This window comes from Pseudoalteromonas sp. SR43-3 (assembly GCF_014163875.1).
In the GTDB taxonomy this organism is placed as follows: domain Bacteria; phylum Pseudomonadota; class Gammaproteobacteria; order Enterobacterales; family Alteromonadaceae; genus Pseudoalteromonas; species Pseudoalteromonas distincta.
Map to the genome: position 1 here is coordinate 1 of NZ_JACJEC010000018.1, position 24,172 is coordinate 24,172.

The following is a 24,172-nucleotide window of genomic DNA, read 5'->3' on the forward strand; positions in this document are numbered from 1 at the left end:
CTGAGTGGCAGCATTACTACAATTGGCAACGCGCTCACGGCTCATTCAAAGGTAAAACTCCAATGGATGTTGTATGTGAACGGCTTGAAAAAACACCGCTTTGGGAAGACGTTCACGCTAACTACGAAACTGAAAATGAACGCATTCAGTTATCGAATTATCAGCGTGATCTTCAACTACGAAAAGTGAAATGATGTCTATGAATCACACAGCTTGTTACTATTTACAGTTGAGACTGTAAGTAGTTTTTGATACCCGTATTTTTAATAAGTAATTGTTGGGTTTCTAACCAATCAATTTGCTCTTCTTGTTCATTTAAAATGTGATCAAGGGCTTCACGGGTAATGTAATCTTTTTTACTTTCAGCCAGTTTAACGGCGCTTCGTAACTCGTCAATAGTATCGAGTTCAAAACTCATGTTAGCAGCAATCATTTCTTCGCTGTTTTCACCAATACGTAATCGGCCTAGGTCTTGAAGATTTGGTAAGCCTTCTAAAAACAAAATACGTTCAATTAAACGATCAGCGTTTTTCATTTTTTGAATTGATACTTTGTAGTCTGCTTTATCAAGCTGTGTAAAGCCAAAATCTTTAAACATACGTGCATGTAAAAAGTATTGGTTAATACCAACAAGCTCATTAGCGAGTACTTTATTAAGCGCTGCAATAACGTCTTTATCGCCTTTCATAATATGCTCCTACTAAGCCATTTGTGCTTGATGATAATTTTCAGAACCAATTTTATCAATTAGACCAAGTTGTTGCTCTAACCAGTAAACATGATCTTCTTCGGTATCAAATAACAGCTTTTCTAAAATGCTACGAGATTGATAATCTTGTTGTTCTTCACATATTGCGATTACGTCTTTAACACACGCAACTACTTCAAGCTCTAGTGTTAAATCGTTTTGCATCATGCTTTTTACATCGTTACCGATAAGTAAATCACGGCGCTTAGTCATATTTGGTACACCTTCTAAAAACAAGATGCGCTTAATAAGCCAGTCTGCGTGATCTTTTTCTTCTTCCATTTCGTGGTTAAGGCGCTCGTATAGTTTGTTAAAACCCCAGTCGTCATACATGCGCGAGTGTATAAAATACTGATCGATTGCTGCTAATTCGTTAGCTAACAATGTATTAAACGCATCGATTACTTTTTGATTACCTTTCATGATAAATCGCCTCAACTATTTCAATTGTATGCAGTGTAGTACATATAGCCTATATTGCAAGTTTTCTCTATAAAAATCATTGCGTTACTATTGGTTTTGATTCTTATTTAAGTTTGCGTTACTGCTTGGTTTATGGACAGTTTTTTATTTGTATTAGTATCTGAGAATGATTACTAGAGGTATTTATAAACAATAAGTAGAGATACTGCTTTTCATATTATCTTTTTAAATAAATAGGCATGCCTATTTATTGAGTCTATCACTAATTAAAACTGGTATTTAGCACCCAGCGTTGCGGTTGTGCCTAATCCTTTAATGTTATATCCACCGTAGGTGTAAGCCTGTGCGCGGGCAGGGTAGTAATCACTATTAAATAGGTTTTCTATTCCAAAATACCCACTCCACCTGGCGTTAACATTGTATTGGCCACTTAAGTTGAATGTGTTGTAGCTGCTAACAGGGCCCTGATCGCCAGAGTATTGGCCTTGCGCATTTTTATCAAAACGCTTTCTGTCGCCTACATATAAAAAGCTCATTGCAAGCGATAGCTCGTCATTTGTTTGCCACGTTAAATTAGCAGTGGCTTTCGGTGGGCTAATTTGGCTTGCGCCTAGATAGTCATCAGCTTCGGTATTTTTACCTTCTACGTAACTGTATGTGGCGCTTAATTTAAGGTCTTGGTTAATAGTATAATTAACTAACCCTTCGTAACCCCATATTTCTTGTGGTGCACGTACGGGTTCGTAAACACCCGTTACTTCATTATACTCATTACTTGTACCAAGCTCTGAGGTACTTCTGTAAAGAGCAAATTCAAAACGTACGTTTTCAAACTGTGAGGTAAAACCAATTTCGTAATTGTCGATTATTGAGGCTTGTGTTTGAACAAGTGCAATATCGTCAACAGTTGCAGCGCGAAGTAGGCGACCAATATCAGAAATATCAGAGCCCTGTGAATAACTAAAAAATGGGCTGAATGCATCTGTTAAATTGTATTTTATGCCTGCATTATACGTTGTAGCGTCATAGTTTATGGTATCACCACGCACATTTAATGGTACTGAACATTGAGATACGGTTTTGCAAAGTTTTAGCGTTTGGTAGTCACTTACACTCAAATCAATGCTTTCGTTTCTTACACCCGCTTTTACAATAATATCGTCGTTTATTACCCATTTGGTTTGTAAAAAGCCAGCCACACTTTTCATGTCCATTTCTGGCACCCACACACGGCCATCTACTAAAGGTTGCGATGTTTTATCATTTAAGGCATCAATACCGTAGATTAGAGTGGCTGTTAGGTTTTCAAAATCAAACTGGCTATTAAATGTAGCTCTTGCACCTTGCTTGTCTGATTTAATAACCGATTGACCACCGCTATAACCTTCATCAAGATTGGCTAAAGCGGTTGAGAAAAAGAATACGTTTTCTATATTTTGTTTATACAGATCGAGGGTCATTTGTGTGTTTTCAAACAACGCGTAATCAACATATTTTAGGGTTATATTTTTGTTGCCTTCTGGGCCTTGCGGCTTACCTTGTTTTTGAAGCGCTAAGGGGACGTGTATAGCGTATGTTTTTTCTCCTATATTACCATCGCCGGTAACATCGCCTAAATCAGTTTTTTGCTGTGAGCTGTAAAAGTTATAGCTGAACTGCAGTTGCTTTTCGTCGTCAAAATCATAAGTTAGTTTGGTAAAATAGTTTTGAGTTTCAGAGTCTGATAAACCATATTGCAAGCCTAAAATATCGCCCTGTGCATCGCGTTGTACGCCGTTTTCTTTATAGCTTGCCGTTAACAGGTAGCTTAGTTGGTCGAGCTTACCGTTTACTGCGGCTGATACTCTACCGCCACCACTTTCTGCTAATTTAACAGCGCTAAAGCGGCTTGAAATACTTATTTCGCCTTCCGGTTTACCATCACTACGCGCTTGTTTTGTTATGTAGTTAATAATGCCACCTGAGGCACCATTACCATAAATAGACGTTGCGCCTTTTATGACTTCAATGCGCGCTATTGCGCTGGCGTCTAACGTTTTTACGCCTAAAGAACCATTACGAAGAGGGGTTGATTGCGGTACGCCATCAATCATTATTAATGGCGCACGGCCGCGTAGGGTTTGTCCTGAATTACTTGAACTGCCTGTATCTGGGGCAAGGCCAGGAACCATTTGCGCGAGTAAACTTCCCAATTCTGAGCTTACTTTTAAATGCTGTTGTATTTGTTGCTGATTAATAACGGTGATCGAGGCTGGTACTTCGTCAATGCTTTCTGATATACGGCTGCCTGAAACAATGACATGCTCAAATTGATCTGAATTGTATTCATTTTTATTATTTTCATTTGCTAACGTGTTAGTACTTATTGCAACAGCGATAAGGCAAAGCGAAGTTTTTAACATGGGGTGTCTTAGTTGATAACAATTTACGTAATGGTAATCATTATCAACTAATGGAACAAGTGTTAATGAGATTTATTTCCATTTATGGCGTTTTAACCAGAAATACACACCGCTTACAATAAAAAATGCGAGTGAAAGGGCTATTAATAACCATAAAAACTGCACGATAGGACCTGCAAAATCACCAATGTGAAACTTATATTTGAAGTTCCATGCTTGTGTTGCGAAGTTAGTTTTACTGGCGTCAAATGAGTTTAATACTTTACCAGTAAATGGGTTAGTCCAAACCCAGCTGTAAGCGTGGCTTTCGCCAGGGTTTTGCATTCTCAGTGCAATTGCTTCGTCATCCTTTTTAGGTAAGTAAACTCTATATAATTTACCGTCTGGAAATACGTTCTCTGCATTTTTAATTGCTTCATTGTAGTTTAAAGTAGCTTGAGAAGGGGTTATTACTTTTGGTGCTTTAGGTCTTTGTTCTACCTTGTTTAAGGTCACAAATTCTAATACCGATTGAGTTTGTGTTTTCCAGTTAAATGCCATACCAGTAAAGGCAATCAGCATAAGCGGTATAAAAAAGTAAACACCAAGCACTGTATGTAATTGATACATGAGCACTCTAAATTTGGCTTTTGGTTTTATAGCTAAACGTTTAACTCTGTTTTTGGGCTTTACCCATAAATAAAAGCCCAGTAATACATTTATTAAAAGTAGCAATGCACACACCGACATCCAATTTCGAAAGGTTTTTTCACCTTTACTGTTTTCAAACAACAGCCAACGATGTAATCCCATAGCAAACCCATAAATCGTATCGGTTGATTCATAGATGTTTAGTACACTCCCTGAGTAGGGGTTAACACTGGCGTAGTGTTTATTGGCTAACCGAAATTGCCATGCTGCGTTTGGCGCTTGTTCGGGCATAAAAAAGGTGATTTTTTGCTTAGTTTGAGCTTGTACATTTTGTATAAGTTCATCGTAATGCATTAAGTTTTTTTGGGGTGTTACTTGCCATTTCTCAGGCTCTATTAGGTGCTGTATGTCTTTTGCATAAATCATAACAGCACCGGTTAGGCTCACTATTAATAAAAATAGTCCGCTAATTAGGGCAAGGCCTAAATGAATTCTACGTAACCAAAGTTTCAAAAACGGTATCTCATTATGAGTTAATGACAATATTGTAAATGATAATACGAGCTGTTTTCAATTAAATAGTTATGTATTTGGTTTAGCTTGTTATTAAGAGCATTAAATTGGGCTTTAATTTGCGATTGGTCGGATTTCTATTATGCAATTTTCAATATTAAAATTGTCGTGTAAAAAGCTTTTTACTGCTGGCAAATTAATTAAGTGCTGAGTGCCAATAATAAGCTCACAATAATTTTCTTTATCATCTAGTTGCCAAAGCTTAATGCTAACTACCGATTCGATATTAAATTCATTACTAATAGCATGTGATATTGCGTGTATATCAATATTGCTAGGCGCTGCTTGCATTAAAATTTTGCAGCTTTGCTTTAATAATAAAATGCCATGATAAATTACATAAAGAGAAATAAGCACAGTGGCAATTAAGTCAACGATATACCACTGGTATAAAATAATTAAGGTGCCCGCAATAATAACAACAATAGATGCCATTGCATCTGATACGTTATGAATAAAGGCCGCTTTTATATTTATACTGTGATTTGCGCCAGCTCGGTAGGTTAAATATGCGGTTGCTAAATCAATAATCAATGCTATTGCTGCCACCCACACAACTATCCAACCATTAATTGGTTGAGGGTTTAAATAGCTCGAAATGGCTTCAAAAATTAAATACACACCAATTAATATCAATGTACTGCTATTAAAAAGTGTGGCAAGTATTTCAGCGCGTTTATAGCCAAAATGATGAGTGGTGTCAGCAGGTTTATTACCAATTTTACGTGCAACGAGCGCGATAAATATAGCGGCAGCATCACTTAAATTATGAAGTGCATCGGCTATAAGTGACAAACTGCCCGAAAATACCCCGCCAATAACTTGGGCTACGGTTAGCAATACATTAATAACCACAGCGACGGTTAGCTGTTTATCGCTCTGGTTTTCGTCTACATGACTATGTGAGTGATCGTGCGCCATAATGACCTCAAATGTATTAATTGAATATTGCTTATATCATGGCTGGTTTAAAACCGCTACAGATGTGGTAGCGTCAATAAATCTAATTATAAGTTAGTAATAAAGGCGTATATTTTAAAAAGTGTGAATTTAATATTGTAACGCTAAACACCCATTTTTTAAGGAGTTTACCGCTCAAAACTTGCGTCTTTATATATTTAGTGCATTAATGTAAGTAATATTAAATGATTATAAGTTGCTGGATATTAAGCATGCACAAAGGTTTAAACTTTGATGAATTAACAGGTAAAGGACAGTCTGTTCGAAGTAAGTTAATTATAACCTTTATAATTATAGCCTTAGGGCCACTATGTATACTTACTTGGTTTAGCCTTGGACATGTAAATAGCACGCTTAAGCAAAATGCAGACGCTGAACTAAACGAGCTTAATAATATAGGTAAGCAATTTGCTGATATTTGGTTTGCAGAGCATGTTAAGGATCTATATTTGCTTAGGGCGCAGTTTGATATTAGCCCGACTAAAAAACAACAATTAATAGCGCAATTTGTTGAGCAGTACGACTTTGTTAATAATGTAGAACTTATTGATGTAAACCTCGTTAAATCACTACCTTCATCACCCTTTTTTAATATTATTAAAGATCAACGTTTTAATAACATACGTTCTGGTATTAAAAATACAGGTAAAATCCAATTTCAGTCAATGACATTCTCAGGGCGTGAGTATCATATTATTGGCTTACCGTTAGTAAATACCGAAAATAAGCTACAAGCCATATTGCTCGCAGATATAAATTTAAACGGCTTATTAAATAATCTAAGTAAAATACACGCTGCAAATAAAGACATAACATTTTATGTTATGCATAATAATAAAATTCAAAAAAATAATAATTCAGAAGATTCTCAACCACTATTTTTCTCTCAAAACGGCTCCCCAACGCAACGTGTTTTTTCTTACAGTAATAAAAATGAAGAGACTTTATACGGGTATATTGATTCTCTAGAGTTTTTAAATGAATCTGGATGGCAATTACTTGTAACAAAACCAAAAGAAGTTGCACTACAAGGTGCTAATTTTTATAAACAGCTTGCTTTATTAACAAATGCGGGGGCATTGCTGCTTATATTAACGTCATCGTGGTGGTTTGGGCGTCGACTTTCTAGACCTTTAATTAACTTAGCTAAAATTGTTGAGAGTATTACAAAAGGAGATAAGGTAAAAGTCCCTGTAATAAACGACAGTATTGAGTTTAACCAGCTTTCATTGGGTTTACGTAATTTAGTAGCCGTAAAAGAAGAGCAACACAGTATATTACAAAAGCAACGCTCTGCACTTCAAATTGCATTAAAACAATTAGCCGAGCAAAAAAGTGCATTAGATGAACACGCTATTGTTGCTGTAACTGATTTGCATGGCACCATCACTTTTGTAAATAAGAAATTTTGTGAGATTAGTGGCTACGATGAACACGAATTAATAGGTCAAAACCATCGCCTTTTAAATTCGGGAAAACACGAAAAAGAATTTTTTAAAAATATGTATAAAACGCTTAAACGTGGTGATATATGGAACGGGCAAATATGCAATAAAGCTAAGCATGGTGGCATATATTGGGTAGATACGACGATTGCACCATTTTTAGATGAAAATGGAAAACCGCAAAACTATATTGCTATTCGTAATGACATTACAGCCCTGAAAGTACAAGAGCTAGAGCTTGAGCAACACAAAACACAGTTACAGTTAGTGATAGACTCAACAGCCGTGGGTATTTGGGATTGGTATATTGATACGAATAAAGTGACGTTTAATAACCGCTGGGCCGAGATAATAGGTTACAAACTCAGTGAGATTGAGCCTTGTACTATAGATACTTGGTATACATATGCTCACCCAGACGACTTAGTGATATCAAATAAAAAACTTCAAGAGCACTTTGCCGGTGAGACTGACTATTTTGTTAGTGAAGCCCGCATGAAGCATAAAAATGGACATTGGATTTGGGTACTCGATACTGCAAAAGTAGTTGAGTGGAATACCGATGGCTCTCCAAAACGTATGATAGGTACGCATTTAGATATATCAGAACGAAAATCTACAGAGCTTGAGCTACAAGGAAGCCGCGATAGGTTTGCATCTTTGGTATCAAATATCCCTGGCATTATTTATCGATGTAAGTTTGATAATAAATTAAGCATGCTTTATATGAGCGAGCAAGCGAGTGGAATAACAGGTTATTCACCTGATGAGTTGATACATGATGAACCCCCCAGCTTTTTTGATTTGATATGCGAAGACGATTCTAAAAAAATAAAAGATGAAATTCTACGTTGTGTTAGCGCTAAGCAGTCATGGTCTGTTGAGTATAGGATTACAGCCCGCGATGGCTCCTTACATTGGGTAAATGAAAAAGGCCAAGCCATTTACGCAGATGATGGCAGCATATTGTATTTAGATGGATTTATTTTTGATATTACAGAGCGTTACAATACACAGTTAAAAATAAATCGTCAGCAAAGCCTACTTGAATCAATGAGTAAGCAAGGGCAGATTGGCGCATGGGAGATGGACTTAGATGCGCATACACTTTATTGGTCTGATGAAGTTAAAGTTATTCACGAAGTACCAGAGGGTTATGAGCCTAGCATAGATACCGCTATTAACTTTTATAAACCAGGCATACACCGAGATACTATAAGTACCTTATTTGAGTGCGCAGTGACTTTAGGTGAAAGCTGGAGTGTAGAGCTTATTATTTTGACCTATTCTGGGCAAGAGCGTTGGGTTAAATCGATGGGCCAAGCTGAGCTTAAAGACGGTAAATGTGTACGTGTGTTTGGTTCATTTCAAAGTATTGATGCACATAAACGACTTGAACTTGAGAGCGAAAAAGCAAATCGTTATAACAAAAATTTAGCCGCGCTTACAGTCGCACCTGAGGTGCAAAATAGTGATGTAGAAGAGGTTAAAAAGCTAGCCGTTAAATCTATGTGTGAAGTGCTAAATGTTACACGAGCTTCGATATGGATCTTTAACGAAAAACGAGATGTGATGACGTGTCATTGCTTATATATAAATGGTCAAGGGTTTGTAGATACCGACGCTATTTTAACTGCTAAAGACTACCCAGCTTATTTTAATGCTATTTATAAACATAATTTAGTGGCTATTGATGATGTTTATACTCACTCAGCAACTGTTGATTTTATTGAAGCATATGTAACACCACTAAATATTAAATCGATGCTTGATGCTGTAATTGCAACAGGCGATGGTAATTTAGGTATTTTGTGCGCTGAAACAGTAGGCGAGCATCACAACTGGACGCAAAGTGAAGAAACGTATCTTCGCTCATTAGCTACTTTAGTGGGAAGCACTTTAGTTTCTCAAAAACGAAAAGTAATTAGTGAGGAGCTAAAAGTAGCACTCGTGAAAGCTGAAGATGCAGCCATTGCTAAGAGCCAATTTTTAGCAACCATGAGCCATGAAATTAGAACGCCGATGAATGGCGTACTCGGTATGCTAGAGCTTGTTCAATTAGAATCATTATCTAAACCAATAGAAACAAAAGTAGATATAGCCAAAAAAAGTGCACATTCTTTATTGGGTGTAATTAATGATATTTTAGATTTCTCTAAAGCTGAAGCAGGTAAAATCGAGCTTGAAGAAATTAACTTTAATGGACGTGATTTAATTGGTGAAGTTGCTGCCGCACAAGCATTTACAGCTCAAGACAAAGGTATTGAAATTATTTTGGATCTGGTAGCGCTAGAGCCTTCGCAGTTATGTGGCGATCCAGGGCGCATTCGCCAAGTTATTACTAATTTATTGAGCAACGCCGTTAAGTTTACGAGTCAAGGCGAGGTTGTTGTAAGCGCGAAAATTAATAAAGTAGCTCAAGGTTTAGAGTTTGTTGTAAGTATAAAGGACTCAGGCATAGGAATAAGTTTAGAAAAACAAGAGCAATTATTTACCCCTTTCTCTCAAGTCGATGCATCAACAACGCGTGAATATGGAGGCAGTGGCTTAGGGCTGGCTATTTGTAAGCAGCTTTGTGAACTAATGGGGGGAGCTATCTCCCTCACTAGCGAAGCCGGTAAAGGGAGTACTTTTACTGCCACTATAATGCTGACTCCGGGAGATCAAAAAGAACGTTATATTCCTAATATTAATATGGAAGAGCTAACCGTTTTGGTTGTTGATGATAACGAGACAAATCGAATTGTAATTTCACAGCAGCTTGAGCACTGGGGAGCTAAGGTTGCGCTTGCATGTGACGCACGCGAAGCTCTTGATATGTGCGCGCAGCAGTATAAAAGTAACAATTGCATGTATGACATTGCAGTGCTTGATATGCAAATGCCAGGAATGGATGGTATAGAGCTGTGTAAAGCACTAAAAGCACATGAACATTATAAATCAATGCCACTTGTAATGATGACCAGTATTGCTGGTATGGAAGGTGCGCAGCGCTATTCTAATGCAGGCTTTCAGGCATATTTCCCCAAACCTGTAACCACTGCCGATTTAATTTCTGCACTGTCAGTCATAACAAGTAATGATTCAGATGAGACACTCCCACTTGTTACTTCAGGCTATATTTCCTCTCTTAAAAAAGAAAAGGTGCAGGAACCTACCCAAATATTACTTGTAGAAGATAATCCAATTAATCGACAAGTGGCTACATTAATGCTCAAAAAGCTTAATTGTGACGTTACAATTGCCGAAAATGGTCAATTAGCGATAGATATATTAGAGTCTCACGATTCTGGTTTCTTTAAGCTCGTTCTTATGGATTGCCAGATGCCTGTTATGGATGGCTTTGCTACAACTGCAGCTATCCGTAAAGGTATGGCGGGTATACAACACAAAAACATTAGGATCATTGCTATTACGGCTAACGCAATGGACTCTGATAAAGAGCGTTGTATAACCGCTGGAATGGATGACTACTTGAGCAAACCGATTCAATTAGATATTTTAAAAGATAAATTAGAGCAGTATATTTAAGGTAAAAATACAATGAGCCAACCCGTTATAATACGTGATGCAAAACCAAGTGATGCGAAAACAATTTTGCACTTTATTACCGAACTTGCCATATATGAAAAAGAACCGGATGCAGTTAAAACAGACGAACAGGCTATTTTAGATACGCTGTTTAGCGACGGTGCTACTGCGCACAGCATAATTTGTTTAGAAGGTGATGAGCCAATTGGTTTTGCGGTCTATTTTTATAATTACTCTACATGGTTAGGTAAAAATGGCCTATACCTTGAAGATTTATACGTAAGCCCAGATAGCCGTGGCAATGGTGCAGGTAAAGCCATTATGAAGCACTTAGCTAATAAGGCGATTAGTAATGACTGTGGTCGTTTTGAATGGGTAGTGCTTGATTGGAATAAACCCGCTATCGATTTTTACAATAGCATTGGTGCAAAGCCTCAAAACGAATGGATTATATATCGCTTAACAGGGCAGGAATTACTAGACTTTGCCAAATAGTTAATGAAAATCATTTGCATTTAGGTTTGTGGGTGTGTAAGTTAACTACACGCCCATAAATAAACGTGCAGATGATTATATGATCTCAAACCAAAAACAATCCCACTCAGATTTACTTTGTCTTGATCAAGCATTAAGCCCTTGGCAGTCGAATATAATGCAAGGTAATTATGCATTTGAACAAGGTGCACTTCTCGAAGCCCGCGATAAATACTTATTAGCTAAAACACTTGCAGATCATCTTCTTCAGCAGTTTTTATATGCTCAGATTAATAACAATGTCATCCATGCTATTGAGCATTGCATACCCGCACTTGTTGTTACGTCGCATAATTTAGCTGATACCTATATAGCTTTGCAACAGCCTGAAAATGCATGCAAATGGCTATGCGAAGTACACTTAACACTCTGTTCGCTAATTAAGCATACTCATTACGATATACAAAAAGTGAGTAAGCATCATTACACTAAAACGTCCTCTGAACTTGTATTATTTGCAAGACGCTATCATTTTTTACCTGAGCTAATAAAGCAAGTGAATTTTAGCTTATGCTCAGAGAGCACTACAAACAATCAACTGCACTAATTTAAAAGAAAAAGGAGTATTTATGGCTTTTACTTTGCCTGCACTTAACTATGAGTACGATGCGCTTGAGCCTCATATTGATGGTAAAACAATGCATATTCACCACACATTGCATCATCAAACGTATATCAATAAAGCCAATGCTGCTTTAGCAGATACTGTTTATGCAACCGCAAATGCTGAAAAATTACTTAAGGGAATAAACAGCCTGCCTAGTAATTTACAAAAAGCAGTACAAGAGCATGTAGGAGGGCATTTTAATCACAGCTTATTTTGGCAAGTAATGAGCCCAGAAGGAGGAGGGGAACCTGAAGGTAGTGTAGCTCAGGCAATAAATGAACAGTTTGGCAGTTTTGATAAGTTTAAAGATCAATTTACTGCTGCTGCAATTAGTCAATTTGGCAGTGGTTGGGCGTGGCTATGTGTGACCCCAGATAAAAAGTTGATTGTAGAAAATAGTGCTAATCAAGATTGCCCTTTAATGCAGGGAAATACCCCTATTTTGGGACTTGATGTATGGGAGCATGCCTACTATTTGAAGTATCAAAATAAGCGTCCTGACTATATTGCTGCTTTTTATAATGTAATTAATTGGACTGAAGTTGAAAAACGCTACCTAGCCGCAATAAGTTGAGTGCCGAATATGGCTAGTAATACAGTTTATTTTCTATAAGCTAGGCTCTATTAGATTAATTTATAGAGCCGTTTATGGACACTTCACATTGGCAAAAAGCACGTCAGAGTCGCGATCCTCGTTTTGACGGGCTTTTTTACGTAGCGGTAAAAAGTACCGGTATTTATTGCAGACCAATTTGCCCTGCACCAACGGCTCACGAAAAAAACGTTGCTTATTATCAGTTTGCCCATAACGCGGCGCAAGATGGTTTTAGGCCCTGTATTCGTTGCAGGCCCGATAGTGCCCCAGGCAGCGCAGCATGGCAGGGTACAAAAACGACGGCACTTAGAGCAAAACAGTTAATAGATCAAAATGACGAGCACGACTGCGAAAAATTAGCAGCTCGTTTAGGCGTAAGTAGTCGTTATTTAAGGCAGTTGTTTAAGCAGTATTTTGGCGTGTCGATTACGCAATATCGATTATTTAACCAATGCCACTTTGCTAAAAAACTGATTCAAGAAACACATTTACCCCTTACCGAAATAGCGTTTTCCGCAGGCTTTAAAAGCATTAGGCGCTTTAATGATGCATTTTTACAGCAGTTAAATATAGCTCCCTCGAAGCTGCGCAGTGGCGATAAAAAGCCAACGTCAACACTCATTTTAACCCTGCCATTTAGGCCGCCTTATAATTGGCCTGCTTTGCAGGGCTTTTTACAAAGGCGCTTGATAAAACCAATGGAGTGGATAACACAAACGAGCTACGGGCGTACTTTTGCAAGTGATAAATATAAAGGAAGTTTTACCGCAGAATTTATAGCGAGTAAAAACCACTTTAGTGTATCTATCAATATAGACAATACGGCGTACTTACAACCTGTTATAAATAATATACGCCGTGTGCTTGATTTAGATGCCGATATTAATTTAATTCAAATGCATTTAAGCGCCAATATAAACAATGCGTTTACAGTGTGCGAAGGGCTCAGACTTCCGGGGATTTGGTCAAGTTTTGAAGCCGGTATAAGAGCGGTACTTGGGCAACAAGTAAGTGTTACTGCAGCGCATAATTTAGTAACAAAGTTAGTTGATGAATTAGGCGAAAAAGAGGGCGATGCCGTTTATTTTCCTACGGCTAAAATTGTTGCTAATAGTGATTTTGCATTTTTTAAAATGCCACAAGCACGCAAAAATGCGCTACACAACTTAGCCCAGTTTTGTGCGCTAAATCCTGAAAATGACGATTTAGACGAATGGCTTAGTTTAAAAGGAATTGGCCCTTGGACAGTAAATTATGCAAAGCTGCGAGGACAAAGCCAACCCGATATATTACTTGATGGTGATTTAGGTGTTAAAAAAGCACAAGCAGCGGTAAATCCGTTTGAGCCTGCTAATTGCGCTCCTTTTCGCTCTTACTTAACGTTTCAACTTTGGCAGCAATTATAATGATCATTCAAACATCAATTTCGAGCCCTATAGACGACATAATTATTCAAGCGACTGATAAAGGTGTGAGTTACGTTGGTTTTTATCCTCCAGTTGAGCACCCTCATACGCCATTTGAGCAAGTTACTAACAAGGCGGTGCTTATTTGCGCTGCGCAGTTAAATGAGTACTTTGCAAAAAAACGCACTATGTTTGATGTACCACTTGATACAACCGGTACGGTATTTCAGCAAAGTGTATGGCAAGCACTATTAACAGTACCTTTTGGACAATCGCAAACATACGGCTATATTGCTAACCAACTCAATAACCCAAAAGCAGTGAGGGCAGTAGGCGCTGCTAATGGTAAAAATCCGATTAGTATTATTGTACCGTGCCACCGAATTATTGGCGCAAATGCAAAGTTAACGGGCTATGCTGGTGGGCTTGATAGGAAACTGTGGTTGCTGAAGCACGAAGGATTAATGTAAATTAATTGATAAAATATAGCCAGTCTGCTTAACTCAACCTATAATTTAAATAATCAACTAATAAAAATTATTATGCGTATTAATAGCTTAGTTTACTTTTTTATTGCCAGTTTAATGTTTACCGCGACTGCGTTTAGCAAGCCGCAAAGTCTCGTGTTTTGTTACGAAGACAAAAATATAGCACCCATGTTTTTAGGTGATGGCCAAAATATACCAACAGATAAACCTGGTGCATCAATCGAAATACTTCAACAACTTGATTTAGCATTGCCCAATGTAGCAATATCATTTGTTAGAAAGCCATGGCGTAGATGCTTAAACGATTTAGAATTTAATCGAGTTAATGCTGTTATTGCAAGTTACCGCAAAGGGCGAGAAAACGTTGCTGTTTACCCTGTTGATGAGCAAGGTAAGTTACAAGATAACTACGCAGTAAGTGAATTTGGCAGCTGCCTTATAGGGCGTTATAAATTTCATAAGGAATGGGAGACTCGTGAAGTATTTCAAAATAAAGCATTTACGATAGCTATTCCTAATGGTTATGGGCTAAATAGCGCGTTAAAAGAAGAACCATTTTTTATTCATAATACGTTTTCTAAAAGCAAAGCTTTTGAGTTGCTAGATAAGGGGGTAGTGCAGGCGAGCGTTGATCTATGCCTAGTAGATGGCTTAAAAGTGTCGAGTTATCCGTATGAGGGTAATAATGTTAAACCTATTTATCCCCCTTACGAAACCAGCCATGGTTACCTTGTATTTTCAAAAAAATTCTATGAAGAAAATAATGCTCTAAGCTTGCAAATGTGGCAGTGGTTATCAAAATTTGAAAGTGCACCTGTGTATATTAAATACTTACAAACACTTAAATAAACAGGCCCTGACAAAATAAAATTCGCGTTTGTAAATTGGTATTAATTTAATATTAAGGTAGCATAAGCGCACTTTTTATAAAATGGCACCACAATGGCTCAATTATACTTTTACTACTCTGCAATGAATGCAGGTAAATCAACCACGTTATTACAATCTGCATTTAATTATAAAGAACGTGGCATGGAACCTGTGATCCTGACTGCTGCCATTGATGATAGACAAGGCGTGGGTAAAGTATCTTCTCGTATTGGTTTGCAAGCTGATGCGCATGTATTTGATGCTAGTAAAGATGTTTTTGATCTTATTCAATCACTCAATAATGATAAAAAGCGCCATTGTGTGTTAGTTGACGAGTGCCAATTTTTATCAAAAGAACAAGTAATGCAATTAACCGATGTGGTTGATGAACTCGGTATACCGGTATTGTGTTATGGCCTGCGTAACGACTTTAGAGGCGAGCTATTTATAGGGTCGCAATATTTGCTTGCGTGGGCTGATAAGTTAGTTGAGCTTAAAACTGTTTGCCACTGTGGACGTAAAGCAAACCATGTACTGCGTACCGATGAAAATGGTGAAGCAATAGCCGATGGTAACCAAGTAGAAATTGGCGGCAATGACCGATATGTTTCGGTATGCCGCAAACATTATAAAGCCGCGTTAAATATGGGCCGACAAAGCATTTAAAAATGTATCAATATCTTCGCGGGTTATATCTAAATGCGTAACTAGCCTAAGCTGCTTGCTTGGGCTAAATAATATGCCTTGTTGTTTAAGCGCTTCAGCAATATCTTCAATATTTATACTGCTACTGTATGTTGCGTAAACCATATTAGTGGTGTTAGTCATATCGACAGTAAAGCCACTGATTTCACTTAATTGTTGAGCCAAATAACGTGCATTTTCATGATCGTCTTTTAAGCGCTCTACATTGTGCTCAAGTGCAAATTGTCCAGCGGCTGCAAGCATTCCGGCTTGGCGCATACCACCACCAAGTACTTTTCTCCATCGTCTTGCTTTATTAATAAGTGCTGGTGAGCCTAATAATAAAGAGCCTACGGGCGCACCTAAACCTTTAGATAAACAAATAGAAACTGAGTCAAAGTGTTTTGTAATTTCTGTGATATTAACTTTTAGCTCAACAGCGGCATTAAAAGCACGTGCGCCGTCTAAGTGCAGCGCTAAACTATGCGTATTAACAAAGTCACGTGCTTGGGCTAAGTACTCAAGCGGGAGTACTTTTCCGCCAATGGTATTTTCTAAGCTGAGCAATCGCGTTTTTGCAAAATGGCAATCGTCTGGTTTTATAGCCGCCGCTATTTTACTAAAAGGGATGCTGCCATCAGCTTCGTTTTCAATAGGTTGTGGCTGAACAGATCCTAATACAGCTGCGCCGCCACCCTCAAACTTATAATTGTGAGCATTTTGGCCACAAATGTATTCGTCACCTCGCTCACAGTGCGCCATTAACGCAAGTAAGTTGGCTTGTGTGCCTGAGCTACAATAAAGTGCGGCTTCAAAATTAAAACGCTTACACGCATAGGCTTCTAGTTGGTTAACGCTTTCATCATCACCATATACATCGTCACCAACCGGTGCGTTGTAAATAATATCGCGCATTTCGTTTGTTGGTTTTGTAACTGTATCAGAGCGAAAATCTATCATGATTGCCTTATCCTTTTTATTATTTTTAATAAAATTGGTATTAATCAAGCTCGCTACAAATTTGCTCACGAGTGTCTTTATCAAAGTAGGTCCATGCAATAAAGCGGCTAATTTTTTGACCTTGTGCCATATCAACAATTTTATACTGTGCTATTGGGTGAGCTTTTAATACTTCTTCAAGGGCTGCAATATTATCTTTTTTAGAGACTAACGACGTAAACCACAGTACTTGCTCTGCAAAGTCTTCGCTTTCTTTAATCATATTAGAGATAAACTGTACTTCACCGCCTTCACACCACAATTCATTATTATGACCACCAAAATTAAGCGTGCTACTGGGTGTTTTTCCTAAGTTTTTCCACTTACGTTCACTGCCTTTACTTGCCTCTTCTTCACTTGCATGAAACGGAGGGTTACAGAGCGTTAAATGATATAGATCTTTTTGATTTATAACGCCTTTAAAAATATGTGATGCGTTTTTTTGATGTTTTAGGGTTATTTTTAAACGATTAAACTGAGCAATTTGCTTTGCTATTTTTACTGAGGCTGTATCAATATCAGTTCCAGTAAAATGCCACTTATATTCACTTGTACCAGTAAGCGGATAAACTAAATTAGCACCAGTACCAATATCAAGTACTTTAATTTGCTTACCTAAAGGTATTTGTTGTTGATTATCATCACTTAATAAGTCGGCTAAGTAATGAATGTAGTCAACACGCCCAGGTATAGGCGGGCACAAGTTGTGCTCGGGAATATCCCAAAAATCAATATTATAATGTGCTTTTAAAAGAGCTTGGTTAAGTGTTTTAACAGCCTTGTTGTCACTAAAATCAATGCTTTTAGTCCCTGCAGGTGTGGTTATAACAAAGGGCAGTAGAGCAGGATGCTCTGTTGTTAATAAATCGAAGTCGTACCCATTTTTATGTAGGTTACGAGGGTGTAATTTTGAACGTGCTTTATTTTCTTTCATGGCTTCATTTTAACAACAGATATGATGTGGTGATTGTAACAAATGCTGATGAGTAAAGTGCAGACATTTCCTTTGGTATATTTAATATTGCTGGTAGGATGAGTTGAAAATAATAAAAAGGAATAACTGTGGCAATTTCTCAGCAATCAATAATTATTAATGTAGCTGATCGGCAAACACTTCATTTACGCCGTATTAGCGATGAAGATCAGCAAGGGCCTATCGTATTTTTTATGCATGGAGCAATAGAAAACGGTAAGATTTTTTACACGCACTCTAATAAAGGACTTGCCCCTTTTCTAGCTGAGCATGGGTATAGATGTTATGTGGCTGATTTACGTGGCCGAGGTGATAGCAAGCCAATCATTTCGAGTGAGTCCGAACATGGACAAACTGAGTCTATCCTAGAAGACATCCCTGCTTTTATTAAGCAAATAGAGTTGATTGAAGGCAAAAAGCCAGACTACTGGGTTGCTCACTCTTGGGGCGGGGTATTGATGAACAGCGCGTTTGCACGTTTTCCAGAATATATTAACGATGTTAAAGCATGTGTGTATTTTGGCTCTAAGCGTTCTTTATTTAATAATCATCCTCAAAAATTATTACAAGCCAATTTAATTTGGTATTTTATGGCACCTTTACTTGCTAAAAAACATGGCTATTTAAATGCTAAAGGTTATAAGTGGGGAAGCGATAACGAAACTCAAAAGTCGCATTATCAAAGTATGCAATGGGCTAAAAAGAAGCCATGGATAGATTCTGATGATAATTTTGATTATGCAAAAGCGCTAAACAACCTGCATTTACCGCCAACGCTTCATATTGCTGCGGTAAAAGATAAAGCATTAGCGCAACCAATCGATATTCAAAAATTTATGGACGAATCGGGGCTAGGCATTCAACAAATGCAAATTTACGGGCGTAAACACGGGCATAATTTTGATTACGATCATATTAATATGCTTACCCACCCAAGTGCGCGTGATGATCAATTTAAAGATTTACTTAATTGGTTTAAAGCACATCCGATTAATTAATTCTCATCAAGTAACTTTAGAAGAGGTGTTTTGTAACGCTCCCACTTAGCGATTGCGGCATTATTAATAGGTTGGCGAATAGCATGTTTACTCAAGGTCGTTACCGGTGTTTTTTGTTTATAAAACGCTAAGCAGCGCTCTTCAAAACTACAGTTTAAAAAACCAAGTAACTGCGTTAGCTGCTCTTTTGGGTTACTCACTAAATCTTCGTAACTGACATCATAAATTGGCATCTCTTTAAAAGAGTGCCAATGCCTCATCAGTTTTTCATACAACTTATGATAAAGCTTAAACTCAGGTAGTGAGCAAAAATAAGGCTCGTTTTCAGCAAAGTAATTAGTGAAGATAGAAAATGCGGTGGCATTAAAATCACGACTTAAATTTATAAATTTAGCATTTGGAAATAGAATATATATAAGTCCGAGCGACTGATAATTACTCGGCAGTTTATTTATTATAAAAGGTCTGATGGGCGATGCTGTTTTTAATGTTGTGATATACAGCTCGCGGGCTTTTTTGATTAAATCCGGCGTTAAATGTGCTAAACATTGCGGGTAAGTCACTCCCGTTTTTTGTTCGATAAAAGCAACTGCGTTATTACTAATACTCGTGCTCTCTCCTAGGCTCGAAAACTGACTATGGCTTGCCAACATTTGCTCCACAAGGGTAGAGCCACTACGAGGCATGCCAATAATAAAAACAGGCGAAATATTACCTGTAAACTTTTTATCGGCAGAGGCTATAAACTCCTCGGTGTTGTATTTTATTATTTCATCGTAAAAAGGGATTAAATCTCTAGTGTTAAATTCACTTAATTTTTTTTGTAATTTATTCGCCAATATAAAATAATTAAATGCTTGCTCGGTATCCTCAAGTGCATCGTAACTGTTTGCTAATGCGTAGTAACACACCATTTTTAAACGTAAATTACTAGTTTGAGTTAATAAGTGGTGCAAATTACTTACATAATTATGTTCTTTATCAAAGCGACCTAATTGTACAAGTTCAAATAAAATATAGGCTGTTACAGGGTATACACCAATGCTGAGTGCATGAGCAAAAGTTGTATGAGCTTTATCTAACTCGCCATGTGTTAAATAGTGCTGTGCTAAGTAATAATGAGGTTCTGGATTATGACTTGCTAATTTTTTTGCGTATTTAAGCACCGTTAGCGCATCGTTTGGCGAATGAACACCGTTAAAAGCATCAGCAAGGGCATGTAATGGTTCAAGCATATGAGGCAAGCGCTCACAGGCTTTTTGGAGTAGGTATACAGCAGCGTCGTAACGTTCTAGTCGTAAGGCAATTCTGCCTAAGCCAAATAAAGCCTCACCATTTTCAGGGTTACTATTTAAAATTGCTTTAAAATGGAACTCGGCTTCTTTGAGTTTATTTTGTTGCAGTAGTTGGTTGGCTTTTTCAAGTAGCATAGTTATACCAATTTTATTAAAAAATAATCATTCTATCGCATTAAATAGCGTACTCACTGCGTTAAAAATTATTCATATAGAGCAACTATATATCATAGTTTTCGCCTTGTTATTACGCTATTTTCTGAGCGCTATAATAGAACACTTATTCAATGCAATTGGTATTGTTCATTATTATTTTTATTAACTATAAAATTAAAAAGGCGAAATGTCTTTAACATTTCGCCTTTGGTTCTTCATGAAAATAGTTTAAAAAGTATATGTTGCTTTAGCGTAGTAAAAGCCACCGTTAATACCAAACGGAGATGTTTCGTAGAACTGACCACCCCAGTTGTTATTAGGGATGCCCGTTGCATCTGCAAAATCAAGTTTTTCAGCATCTTGGTCGAATAAGTTTTGAGCACCTACAGAGAAGCTAACTGATTCATTTAAGAAGTAAGTTACTTCAGCATCAATAGTGACTGCAGCATCTGCTGTTTTAGCTGTTGCATCATAATCAACGTGAACACCTTGGTATTCGCCGTAGTAGTTTGCACGAGCAAATGCAGAAACTGATTCCCATTGTTGAGACAATGTGAACGTTGCACGATGATTAGGTAAATCTTCTTCTAAACGCTTAACTTTAAACGCACCTGTAATTTCACTAAATTTAGTTACTTCAGTATCATTCCAGTTATATGCAAGGCTAAATGTAGAGCTACCGCCCATTAATTCAGCTGTATAGTTTGCAACTAAATCGATACCTTGTGTTGTTGTGTCAAAGTCGTTTGTAAAAAAGCTTACTTGAGCAAGACCTTGTACATTAGGTACTCCTGCTGCTGCAAGGGTATCTTTGTCTGCTTGGCTTAAGTTGATTTTATCTGATTGGCTAATACGGTCATCTACTTGGATGTTGTAGTAATCAAGCGTTAAAAATAATTCGCCAATTGTGTATACAGCACCAAGCGTATAACTTTGCGATTCTTCCGGCTCAAGCTCTGTACCACCTAATTGCACTGCAATTGGGTTTGTTGGTGGAAGAAGCGCTGAATCTTGTAATACACCGCCATCTAAACTTGTTTGTACATTACTTACGTTAGCTTGACCAACCGTTGGTGCACGGAAACCACTGCTTACAGAACCACGCACGTTTAAGTCTTCAGTTAAATGGTATTGAGCCATTACTTTGTAGTTAGTGGTAGTGCCAAAGCTGTCGTAGTCTTCAAATCGAAGTGCTACGCCCATTAAGAAGTCTTCAGTAAACGGTGCTTCAACATCAACATATGCTGCATAGTTACGGCGAGAAAATTCACCTGCTTGTGATGGTTTAAAACCAGGGAAACCATTAGAGCCAATACCAAAGCCTTGTTCTGTTAAAGGGCCTGCTGTGTAAGATGCTTCATCACCAGAGACGATAGTAAATGTTTCTTCATGCCACTCAAAACCACCGGCAATGTTTACATCATAAGCTAAACCAAAGTCGATACCTTTTGATAAATCAAAGTTAAAGTTCTTCTCTAGCTGTTCGTATTTACCCGGGCTGAAGTCTCGTGGTGTATCTGCACCTAAAGAGGCATTAACCGTGTCGTAAATAAAGTAACGTGATTCATTTAAGCCAACAGTACCGCTTAAGTCATAGTAAGTATCTTTTAAGAAGCCACCAGTGAATCGACCTTTAGTACCAATAGTTAAAGAAGTATCAGTAATGTTGCCGCCAAAGTTAGGTGTAAAGCCACCTGGAAGCATCTCATTAAAGGCAAAACAATCTGGGTTGTTTGCTACACCATTTATGTAAGCAGGATCATCTAGTACATTGCCGTCTGTTATTGTGATAGTTGGACAGTTAGCACTCATATCAGGTGTTGTGTCGGCAACAAGTAATGTTTCGCCACCATCATTTGAGTAAACACCAGAACGAGTTTGCGGATTACGGTAATAAAAACCGCCACGTACATCACGTTCAGAGTAGTTACCAAACATGTAAAATTCAGAGTCGTTTGTTAGCTCTAAACCCACATTACCAAAAATAGTAATATCGTCATCTACTTCTGGTGCACCCCATACTTGTGCAAGAGAAGATACATCAGGCACACCGGCAGCTGAAAGTGCTGCAGCATCGGCACGTTGAACTGAACGGCTTGTTGCATCAGCTGTTTTATATTGAAAGCTTAAATTAGCAAAACCATTGTCGGTAAACGGTAAACCTACGTTACCCGACACTTGTGTTGTATCGCCATCACCTTCATAAAATTGACCATGGCGGATTTCTAATTTACCACCTTCTGAAGCGTCTTTTAGTTGGAAATTCATTACACCGGCGATTGCATCAGAACCATACTGCGCAGCCGCGCCATCACGAAGTACTTCTACTTGTTTAATCGCAATGCTTGGAATAACTGAAATATCTGCGCCTTGCGCGCCATCGTTAATACCACCGCCTAAAAATGCGATTACAGAAGCACGGTGACGACGTTTGCCGTTTAAAAGAACCAATGTGCTGTCTGACGGTAAACCACGTAAGTTAGCTGGACGAACAAGAGAAGCCGCATCACTGATAGGGTTTTGGTGTACGTTAAACGATGGTACTGCACCTTTTAAAAGTTCAAGCATGTCAGTGTTACCTGACTTTTCAAGCTCTTCGCCGCCAATAATGTCGATTGGAACCGGTGAGTCACCTATTGAACGAGGAGCTGAACGCGTACCTACTACGGCAATTTTCTCAACGTTTTTATTTACTTTAGTTTGTTCCTGCTCGTCTGCCGCAATAGCAGATCCAGAAATAAATAACCCTGCAGTGGTTGTAGCTAAAGCAAATTTGATTGCTTGGTTTAGCGCATTACTTTTTAATTTCATTCTAATTTTCCCCAGTTAGAATAATTCTTATTTTTGATGTGAATTTCACATCATTTGTTTTTAACTTAATTTTTTGTTTCACATAAGTTTGAGGTTTTAGCTCAAAAGCCTAATCAATTAAGCTTACTTTTTGTGAAGTCCTATCTACAGACTATAGATAAAAAACAGGAAGGGCAATTACTAATTAACCGTTTGATAACAAAAAGATTCAATTTAAGAAAAAATGCAACAGTGGTGCAAAGTAAAACTAAAATGAACTAAATAAGTGCAAATAAGGCTATTGAGGGGAATATTAATGCGCTAACTGCATTTAAATGTTATTTATTTGTATCTTTTTTGTGGGGTTTTCAATGTTTTGTGCGTACCGCCAAGCTGCTAATTTTTCTTTGTATTCATCCCATACGCAGGGACAGCAACTGCCACCACCGCAACATTCATCAGATTTTGGTTTTTCAGGTTTTTGCGGTAATTGATTTGTTATATTCTGCATTGTTGTATGTATTTAATACTAATTTGGTGCAAAGGGTAAGTTAAAGGGTGTTGAAAGTAAATTATTCTTTGTGAACCTGTGCTGCTGTGTGAAAATAAAAGTTATGCGATTATATAAAGTTATTCACCGTGCACCTTGGCGGGTAGTTAAAATTAGTAAAAAACGCCAACAGCTGCGTTTTCGCCGTGCTATGGTGGCGCTTAAAATCGCACTCGCCCAAGAAAAACAAGAAACTAAAGAAATGCTCTCTATTTATAGGCGTTACACTCAAGGCCACACAAGTAAAGAAGAGTTAAAACGCGCAAATGAGCAATTTGTTGATATTTTAAAAGGGTTAGGGCTCGGTGTATTTGCTGTATTACCTTTTGCTCCGCTTACAATTCCTTTAGTTGTTAAATTAGGGAGTTTGGTGGGAGTTGATGTACTGCCAAGTTCGTTTAATATGAACAAATCTATTAAAGAACTAGATGCTAAAATAGATCAAGAAAATCAAAAGCAAGAATCTAAAAATAGCTTAAAAAAGTAGCTAAAATCCCTTCAAATTAGCGATACCT

20 protein-coding genes and 1 pseudogene are annotated in these 24,172 nt (G+C 37.7%); 11 read left to right on the plus strand and 10 right to left on the minus strand.

Annotated features, from left to right (window positions below; all coding sequences use genetic code 11):
* Positions 1–194: pseudogene (locus H5088_RS16220) on the plus strand (IS481 family transposase); the annotation flags it as partial.
* A gap of 29 nt (positions 195–223) precedes the next feature.
* Here the strand turns inward: H5088_RS16220 and bfr (H5088_RS16225) are convergent.
* From bfr (H5088_RS16225) to H5088_RS16245, 5 genes are all read right to left on the minus strand, one after another.
* Positions 224–688: a bacterioferritin gene (gene bfr / locus H5088_RS16225; RefSeq protein WP_002958984.1), complete on the minus strand. Its 465-nt coding sequence runs from the start codon at positions 686–688 to the stop codon at positions 224–226.
* A gap of 12 nt (positions 689–700) precedes the next feature.
* The gene (gene bfr / locus H5088_RS16230) at positions 701–1,171 is read right to left on the minus strand and encodes a bacterioferritin (RefSeq protein WP_182753702.1); all 471 of its coding nucleotides are present in this window, start codon (positions 1,169–1,171) and stop codon (positions 701–703) included.
* Positions 1,172–1,437: 266 nt separating this feature from the next.
* A complete protein-coding gene (locus H5088_RS16235; RefSeq protein WP_182753704.1) occupies positions 1,438–3,573 on the minus strand; it encodes a TonB-dependent receptor in 2,136 nt (711 codons plus the stop codon).
* Positions 3,574–3,645: 72 nt separating this feature from the next.
* Positions 3,646–4,716, minus strand: a complete 1,071-nt coding sequence (locus H5088_RS16240; RefSeq protein WP_182716308.1) for a PepSY domain-containing protein — start codon at positions 4,714–4,716, stop codon at positions 3,646–3,648.
* A 114-nt stretch (positions 4,717–4,830) separates the two neighbouring features.
* Positions 4,831–5,697 (minus strand): cation diffusion facilitator family transporter, encoded by an 867-nt coding sequence (locus tag H5088_RS16245; protein WP_182695204.1) that lies wholly within the window; start codon positions 5,695–5,697, stop codon positions 4,831–4,833.
* A gap of 251 nt (positions 5,698–5,948) precedes the next feature.
* Here H5088_RS16245 and H5088_RS16250 point away from each other — a divergent pair, with 251 nt between their 5' ends.
* The 8 genes from H5088_RS16250 to H5088_RS16285 all read left to right on the plus strand — a co-directional run bounded on the left by H5088_RS16250 (position 5,949) and on the right by H5088_RS16285 (position 15,878).
* Complete coding sequence (locus H5088_RS16250) at positions 5,949–10,712, plus strand: PAS domain-containing protein (RefSeq protein WP_182753706.1); 4,764 nt, start codon at positions 5,949–5,951, stop codon at positions 10,710–10,712.
* A 12-nt stretch (positions 10,713–10,724) separates the two neighbouring features.
* Complete coding sequence (locus tag H5088_RS16255; protein WP_002958990.1) at positions 10,725–11,207, plus strand: GNAT family N-acetyltransferase; 483 nt, start codon at positions 10,725–10,727, stop codon at positions 11,205–11,207.
* A gap of 79 nt (positions 11,208–11,286) precedes the next feature.
* Complete coding sequence (locus tag H5088_RS16260) at positions 11,287–11,793, plus strand: hypothetical protein (protein WP_182753708.1); 507 nt, start codon at positions 11,287–11,289, stop codon at positions 11,791–11,793.
* Between the two features lie 22 nt (positions 11,794–11,815).
* Positions 11,816–12,427, plus strand: coding sequence for a superoxide dismutase (locus H5088_RS16265; RefSeq protein ID WP_154902934.1), 612 nt, complete (start codon positions 11,816–11,818; stop codon positions 12,425–12,427).
* 74 nt (positions 12,428–12,501) lie between these two features.
* On the plus strand, positions 12,502–13,854 hold the full coding sequence (locus tag H5088_RS16270) for a DNA-3-methyladenine glycosylase 2 family protein (protein ID WP_182753710.1): 1,353 nt from the start codon (positions 12,502–12,504) through the stop codon (positions 13,852–13,854).
* Positions 13,854–14,324, plus strand: a complete 471-nt coding sequence (locus tag H5088_RS16275; RefSeq protein WP_182736847.1) for a methylated-DNA--[protein]-cysteine S-methyltransferase — start codon at positions 13,854–13,856, stop codon at positions 14,322–14,324. Before H5088_RS16270 ends, H5088_RS16275 begins: the two co-directional genes overlap by 1 nt.
* A gap of 72 nt (positions 14,325–14,396) precedes the next feature.
* Positions 14,397–15,191, plus strand: coding sequence for an amino acid ABC transporter substrate-binding protein (locus H5088_RS16280; protein WP_182753712.1), 795 nt, complete (start codon positions 14,397–14,399; stop codon positions 15,189–15,191).
* Between the two features lie 93 nt (positions 15,192–15,284).
* Complete coding sequence (locus tag H5088_RS16285) at positions 15,285–15,878, plus strand: thymidine kinase (RefSeq protein ID WP_007582344.1); 594 nt, start codon at positions 15,285–15,287, stop codon at positions 15,876–15,878.
* Here H5088_RS16285 and ltaE read toward each other — a convergent pair.
* Entirely contained in the window at positions 15,852–16,856 is a 1,005-nt protein-coding gene (gene ltaE / locus H5088_RS16290) for a low-specificity L-threonine aldolase (protein WP_182753714.1), read from the minus strand. The two genes, H5088_RS16285 and ltaE, sit on opposite strands and share 27 nt — an antisense overlap.
* A 40-nt stretch (positions 16,857–16,896) precedes the next feature.
* Positions 16,897–17,829 carry a 23S rRNA (adenine(1618)-N(6))-methyltransferase RlmF gene (gene rlmF, locus H5088_RS16295; RefSeq protein ID WP_182753716.1) on the minus strand — a complete coding sequence of 311 codons (933 nt, stop codon included), beginning with the start codon at positions 17,827–17,829 and terminating at the stop codon, positions 16,897–16,899.
* A 128-nt stretch (positions 17,830–17,957) separates the two neighbouring features.
* Between rlmF and H5088_RS16300 the strand changes: the two genes are divergently transcribed.
* Positions 17,958–18,866: an alpha/beta fold hydrolase gene (locus H5088_RS16300; RefSeq protein ID WP_182753718.1), complete on the plus strand. Its 909-nt coding sequence runs from the start codon at positions 17,958–17,960 to the stop codon at positions 18,864–18,866.
* Here the strand turns inward: H5088_RS16300 and H5088_RS16305 are convergent.
* The 3 genes from H5088_RS16305 to H5088_RS16315 all read right to left on the minus strand — a co-directional run bounded on the left by H5088_RS16305 (position 18,863) and on the right by H5088_RS16315 (position 23,618).
* Entirely contained in the window at positions 18,863–20,296 is a 1,434-nt protein-coding gene (locus H5088_RS16305) for a sulfotransferase (RefSeq protein ID WP_182753720.1), read from the minus strand. The two genes, H5088_RS16300 and H5088_RS16305, sit on opposite strands and share 4 nt — an antisense overlap.
* A 249-nt stretch (positions 20,297–20,545) precedes the next feature.
* Positions 20,546–23,128, minus strand: a complete 2,583-nt coding sequence (locus H5088_RS16310) for a TonB-dependent siderophore receptor (RefSeq protein ID WP_039488458.1) — start codon at positions 23,126–23,128, stop codon at positions 20,546–20,548.
* Positions 23,129–23,438: 310 nt separating this feature from the next.
* The gene (locus H5088_RS16315) at positions 23,439–23,618 is read right to left on the minus strand and encodes an oxidoreductase-like domain-containing protein (RefSeq protein WP_182753722.1); all 180 of its coding nucleotides are present in this window, start codon (positions 23,616–23,618) and stop codon (positions 23,439–23,441) included.
* A 103-nt stretch (positions 23,619–23,721) separates the two neighbouring features.
* Here H5088_RS16315 and H5088_RS16320 point away from each other — a divergent pair, with 103 nt between their 5' ends.
* Positions 23,722–24,144, plus strand: a complete 423-nt coding sequence (locus H5088_RS16320) for a hypothetical protein (protein ID WP_002959004.1) — start codon at positions 23,722–23,724, stop codon at positions 24,142–24,144.
* Positions 24,145–24,172: the final 28 nt, after the last annotated feature.

What these genes read in the sequence shown, in the direction of transcription:
- H5088_RS16260 (WP_182753708.1), top strand. Translation starts at nt 11,287, where the DNA reads ATGATCTCAAACCAAAAACAATCCCACTCAGATTTACTTTGTCTTGAT.
- H5088_RS16285 (WP_007582344.1), top strand. Translation starts at nt 15,285, where the DNA reads ATGGCTCAATTATACTTTTACTACTCTGCAATGAATGCAGGTAAATCA.
- H5088_RS16245 (WP_182695204.1), bottom strand. Translation starts at nt 5,697, where the DNA reads ATGGCGCACGATCACTCACATAGTCATGTAGACGAAAACCAGAGCGAT.
- H5088_RS16265 (WP_154902934.1), top strand. Translation starts at nt 11,816, where the DNA reads ATGGCTTTTACTTTGCCTGCACTTAACTATGAGTACGATGCGCTTGAG.
- H5088_RS16310 (WP_039488458.1), bottom strand. Translation starts at nt 23,128, where the DNA reads ATGAAATTAAAAAGTAATGCGCTAAACCAAGCAATCAAATTTGCTTTA.
- H5088_RS16305 (WP_182753720.1), bottom strand. Translation starts at nt 20,296, where the DNA reads ATGCTACTTGAAAAAGCCAACCAACTACTGCAACAAAATAAACTCAAA.
- H5088_RS16235 (WP_182753704.1), bottom strand. Translation starts at nt 3,573, where the DNA reads ATGTTAAAAACTTCGCTTTGCCTTATCGCTGTTGCAATAAGTACTAAC.
- H5088_RS16255 (WP_002958990.1), top strand. Translation starts at nt 10,725, where the DNA reads ATGAGCCAACCCGTTATAATACGTGATGCAAAACCAAGTGATGCGAAA.
- H5088_RS16315 (WP_182753722.1), bottom strand. Translation starts at nt 23,618, where the DNA reads ATGCAGAATATAACAAATCAATTACCGCAAAAACCTGAAAAACCAAAA.
- H5088_RS16250 (WP_182753706.1), top strand. Translation starts at nt 5,949, where the DNA reads ATGCACAAAGGTTTAAACTTTGATGAATTAACAGGTAAAGGACAGTCT.
- bfr (WP_182753702.1), bottom strand. Translation starts at nt 1,171, where the DNA reads ATGAAAGGTAATCAAAAAGTAATCGATGCGTTTAATACATTGTTAGCT.
- H5088_RS16320 (WP_002959004.1), top strand. Translation starts at nt 23,722, where the DNA reads ATGCGATTATATAAAGTTATTCACCGTGCACCTTGGCGGGTAGTTAAA.
- H5088_RS16280 (WP_182753712.1), top strand. Translation starts at nt 14,397, where the DNA reads ATGCGTATTAATAGCTTAGTTTACTTTTTTATTGCCAGTTTAATGTTT.
- H5088_RS16270 (WP_182753710.1), top strand. Translation starts at nt 12,502, where the DNA reads ATGGACACTTCACATTGGCAAAAAGCACGTCAGAGTCGCGATCCTCGT.
- rlmF (WP_182753716.1), bottom strand. Translation starts at nt 17,829, where the DNA reads ATGAAAGAAAATAAAGCACGTTCAAAATTACACCCTCGTAACCTACAT.
- bfr (WP_002958984.1), bottom strand. Translation starts at nt 688, where the DNA reads ATGAAAGGCGATAAAGACGTTATTGCAGCGCTTAATAAAGTACTCGCT.
- H5088_RS16275 (WP_182736847.1), top strand. Translation starts at nt 13,854, where the DNA reads ATGATCATTCAAACATCAATTTCGAGCCCTATAGACGACATAATTATT.
- ltaE (WP_182753714.1), bottom strand. Translation starts at nt 16,856, where the DNA reads ATGATAGATTTTCGCTCTGATACAGTTACAAAACCAACAAACGAAATG.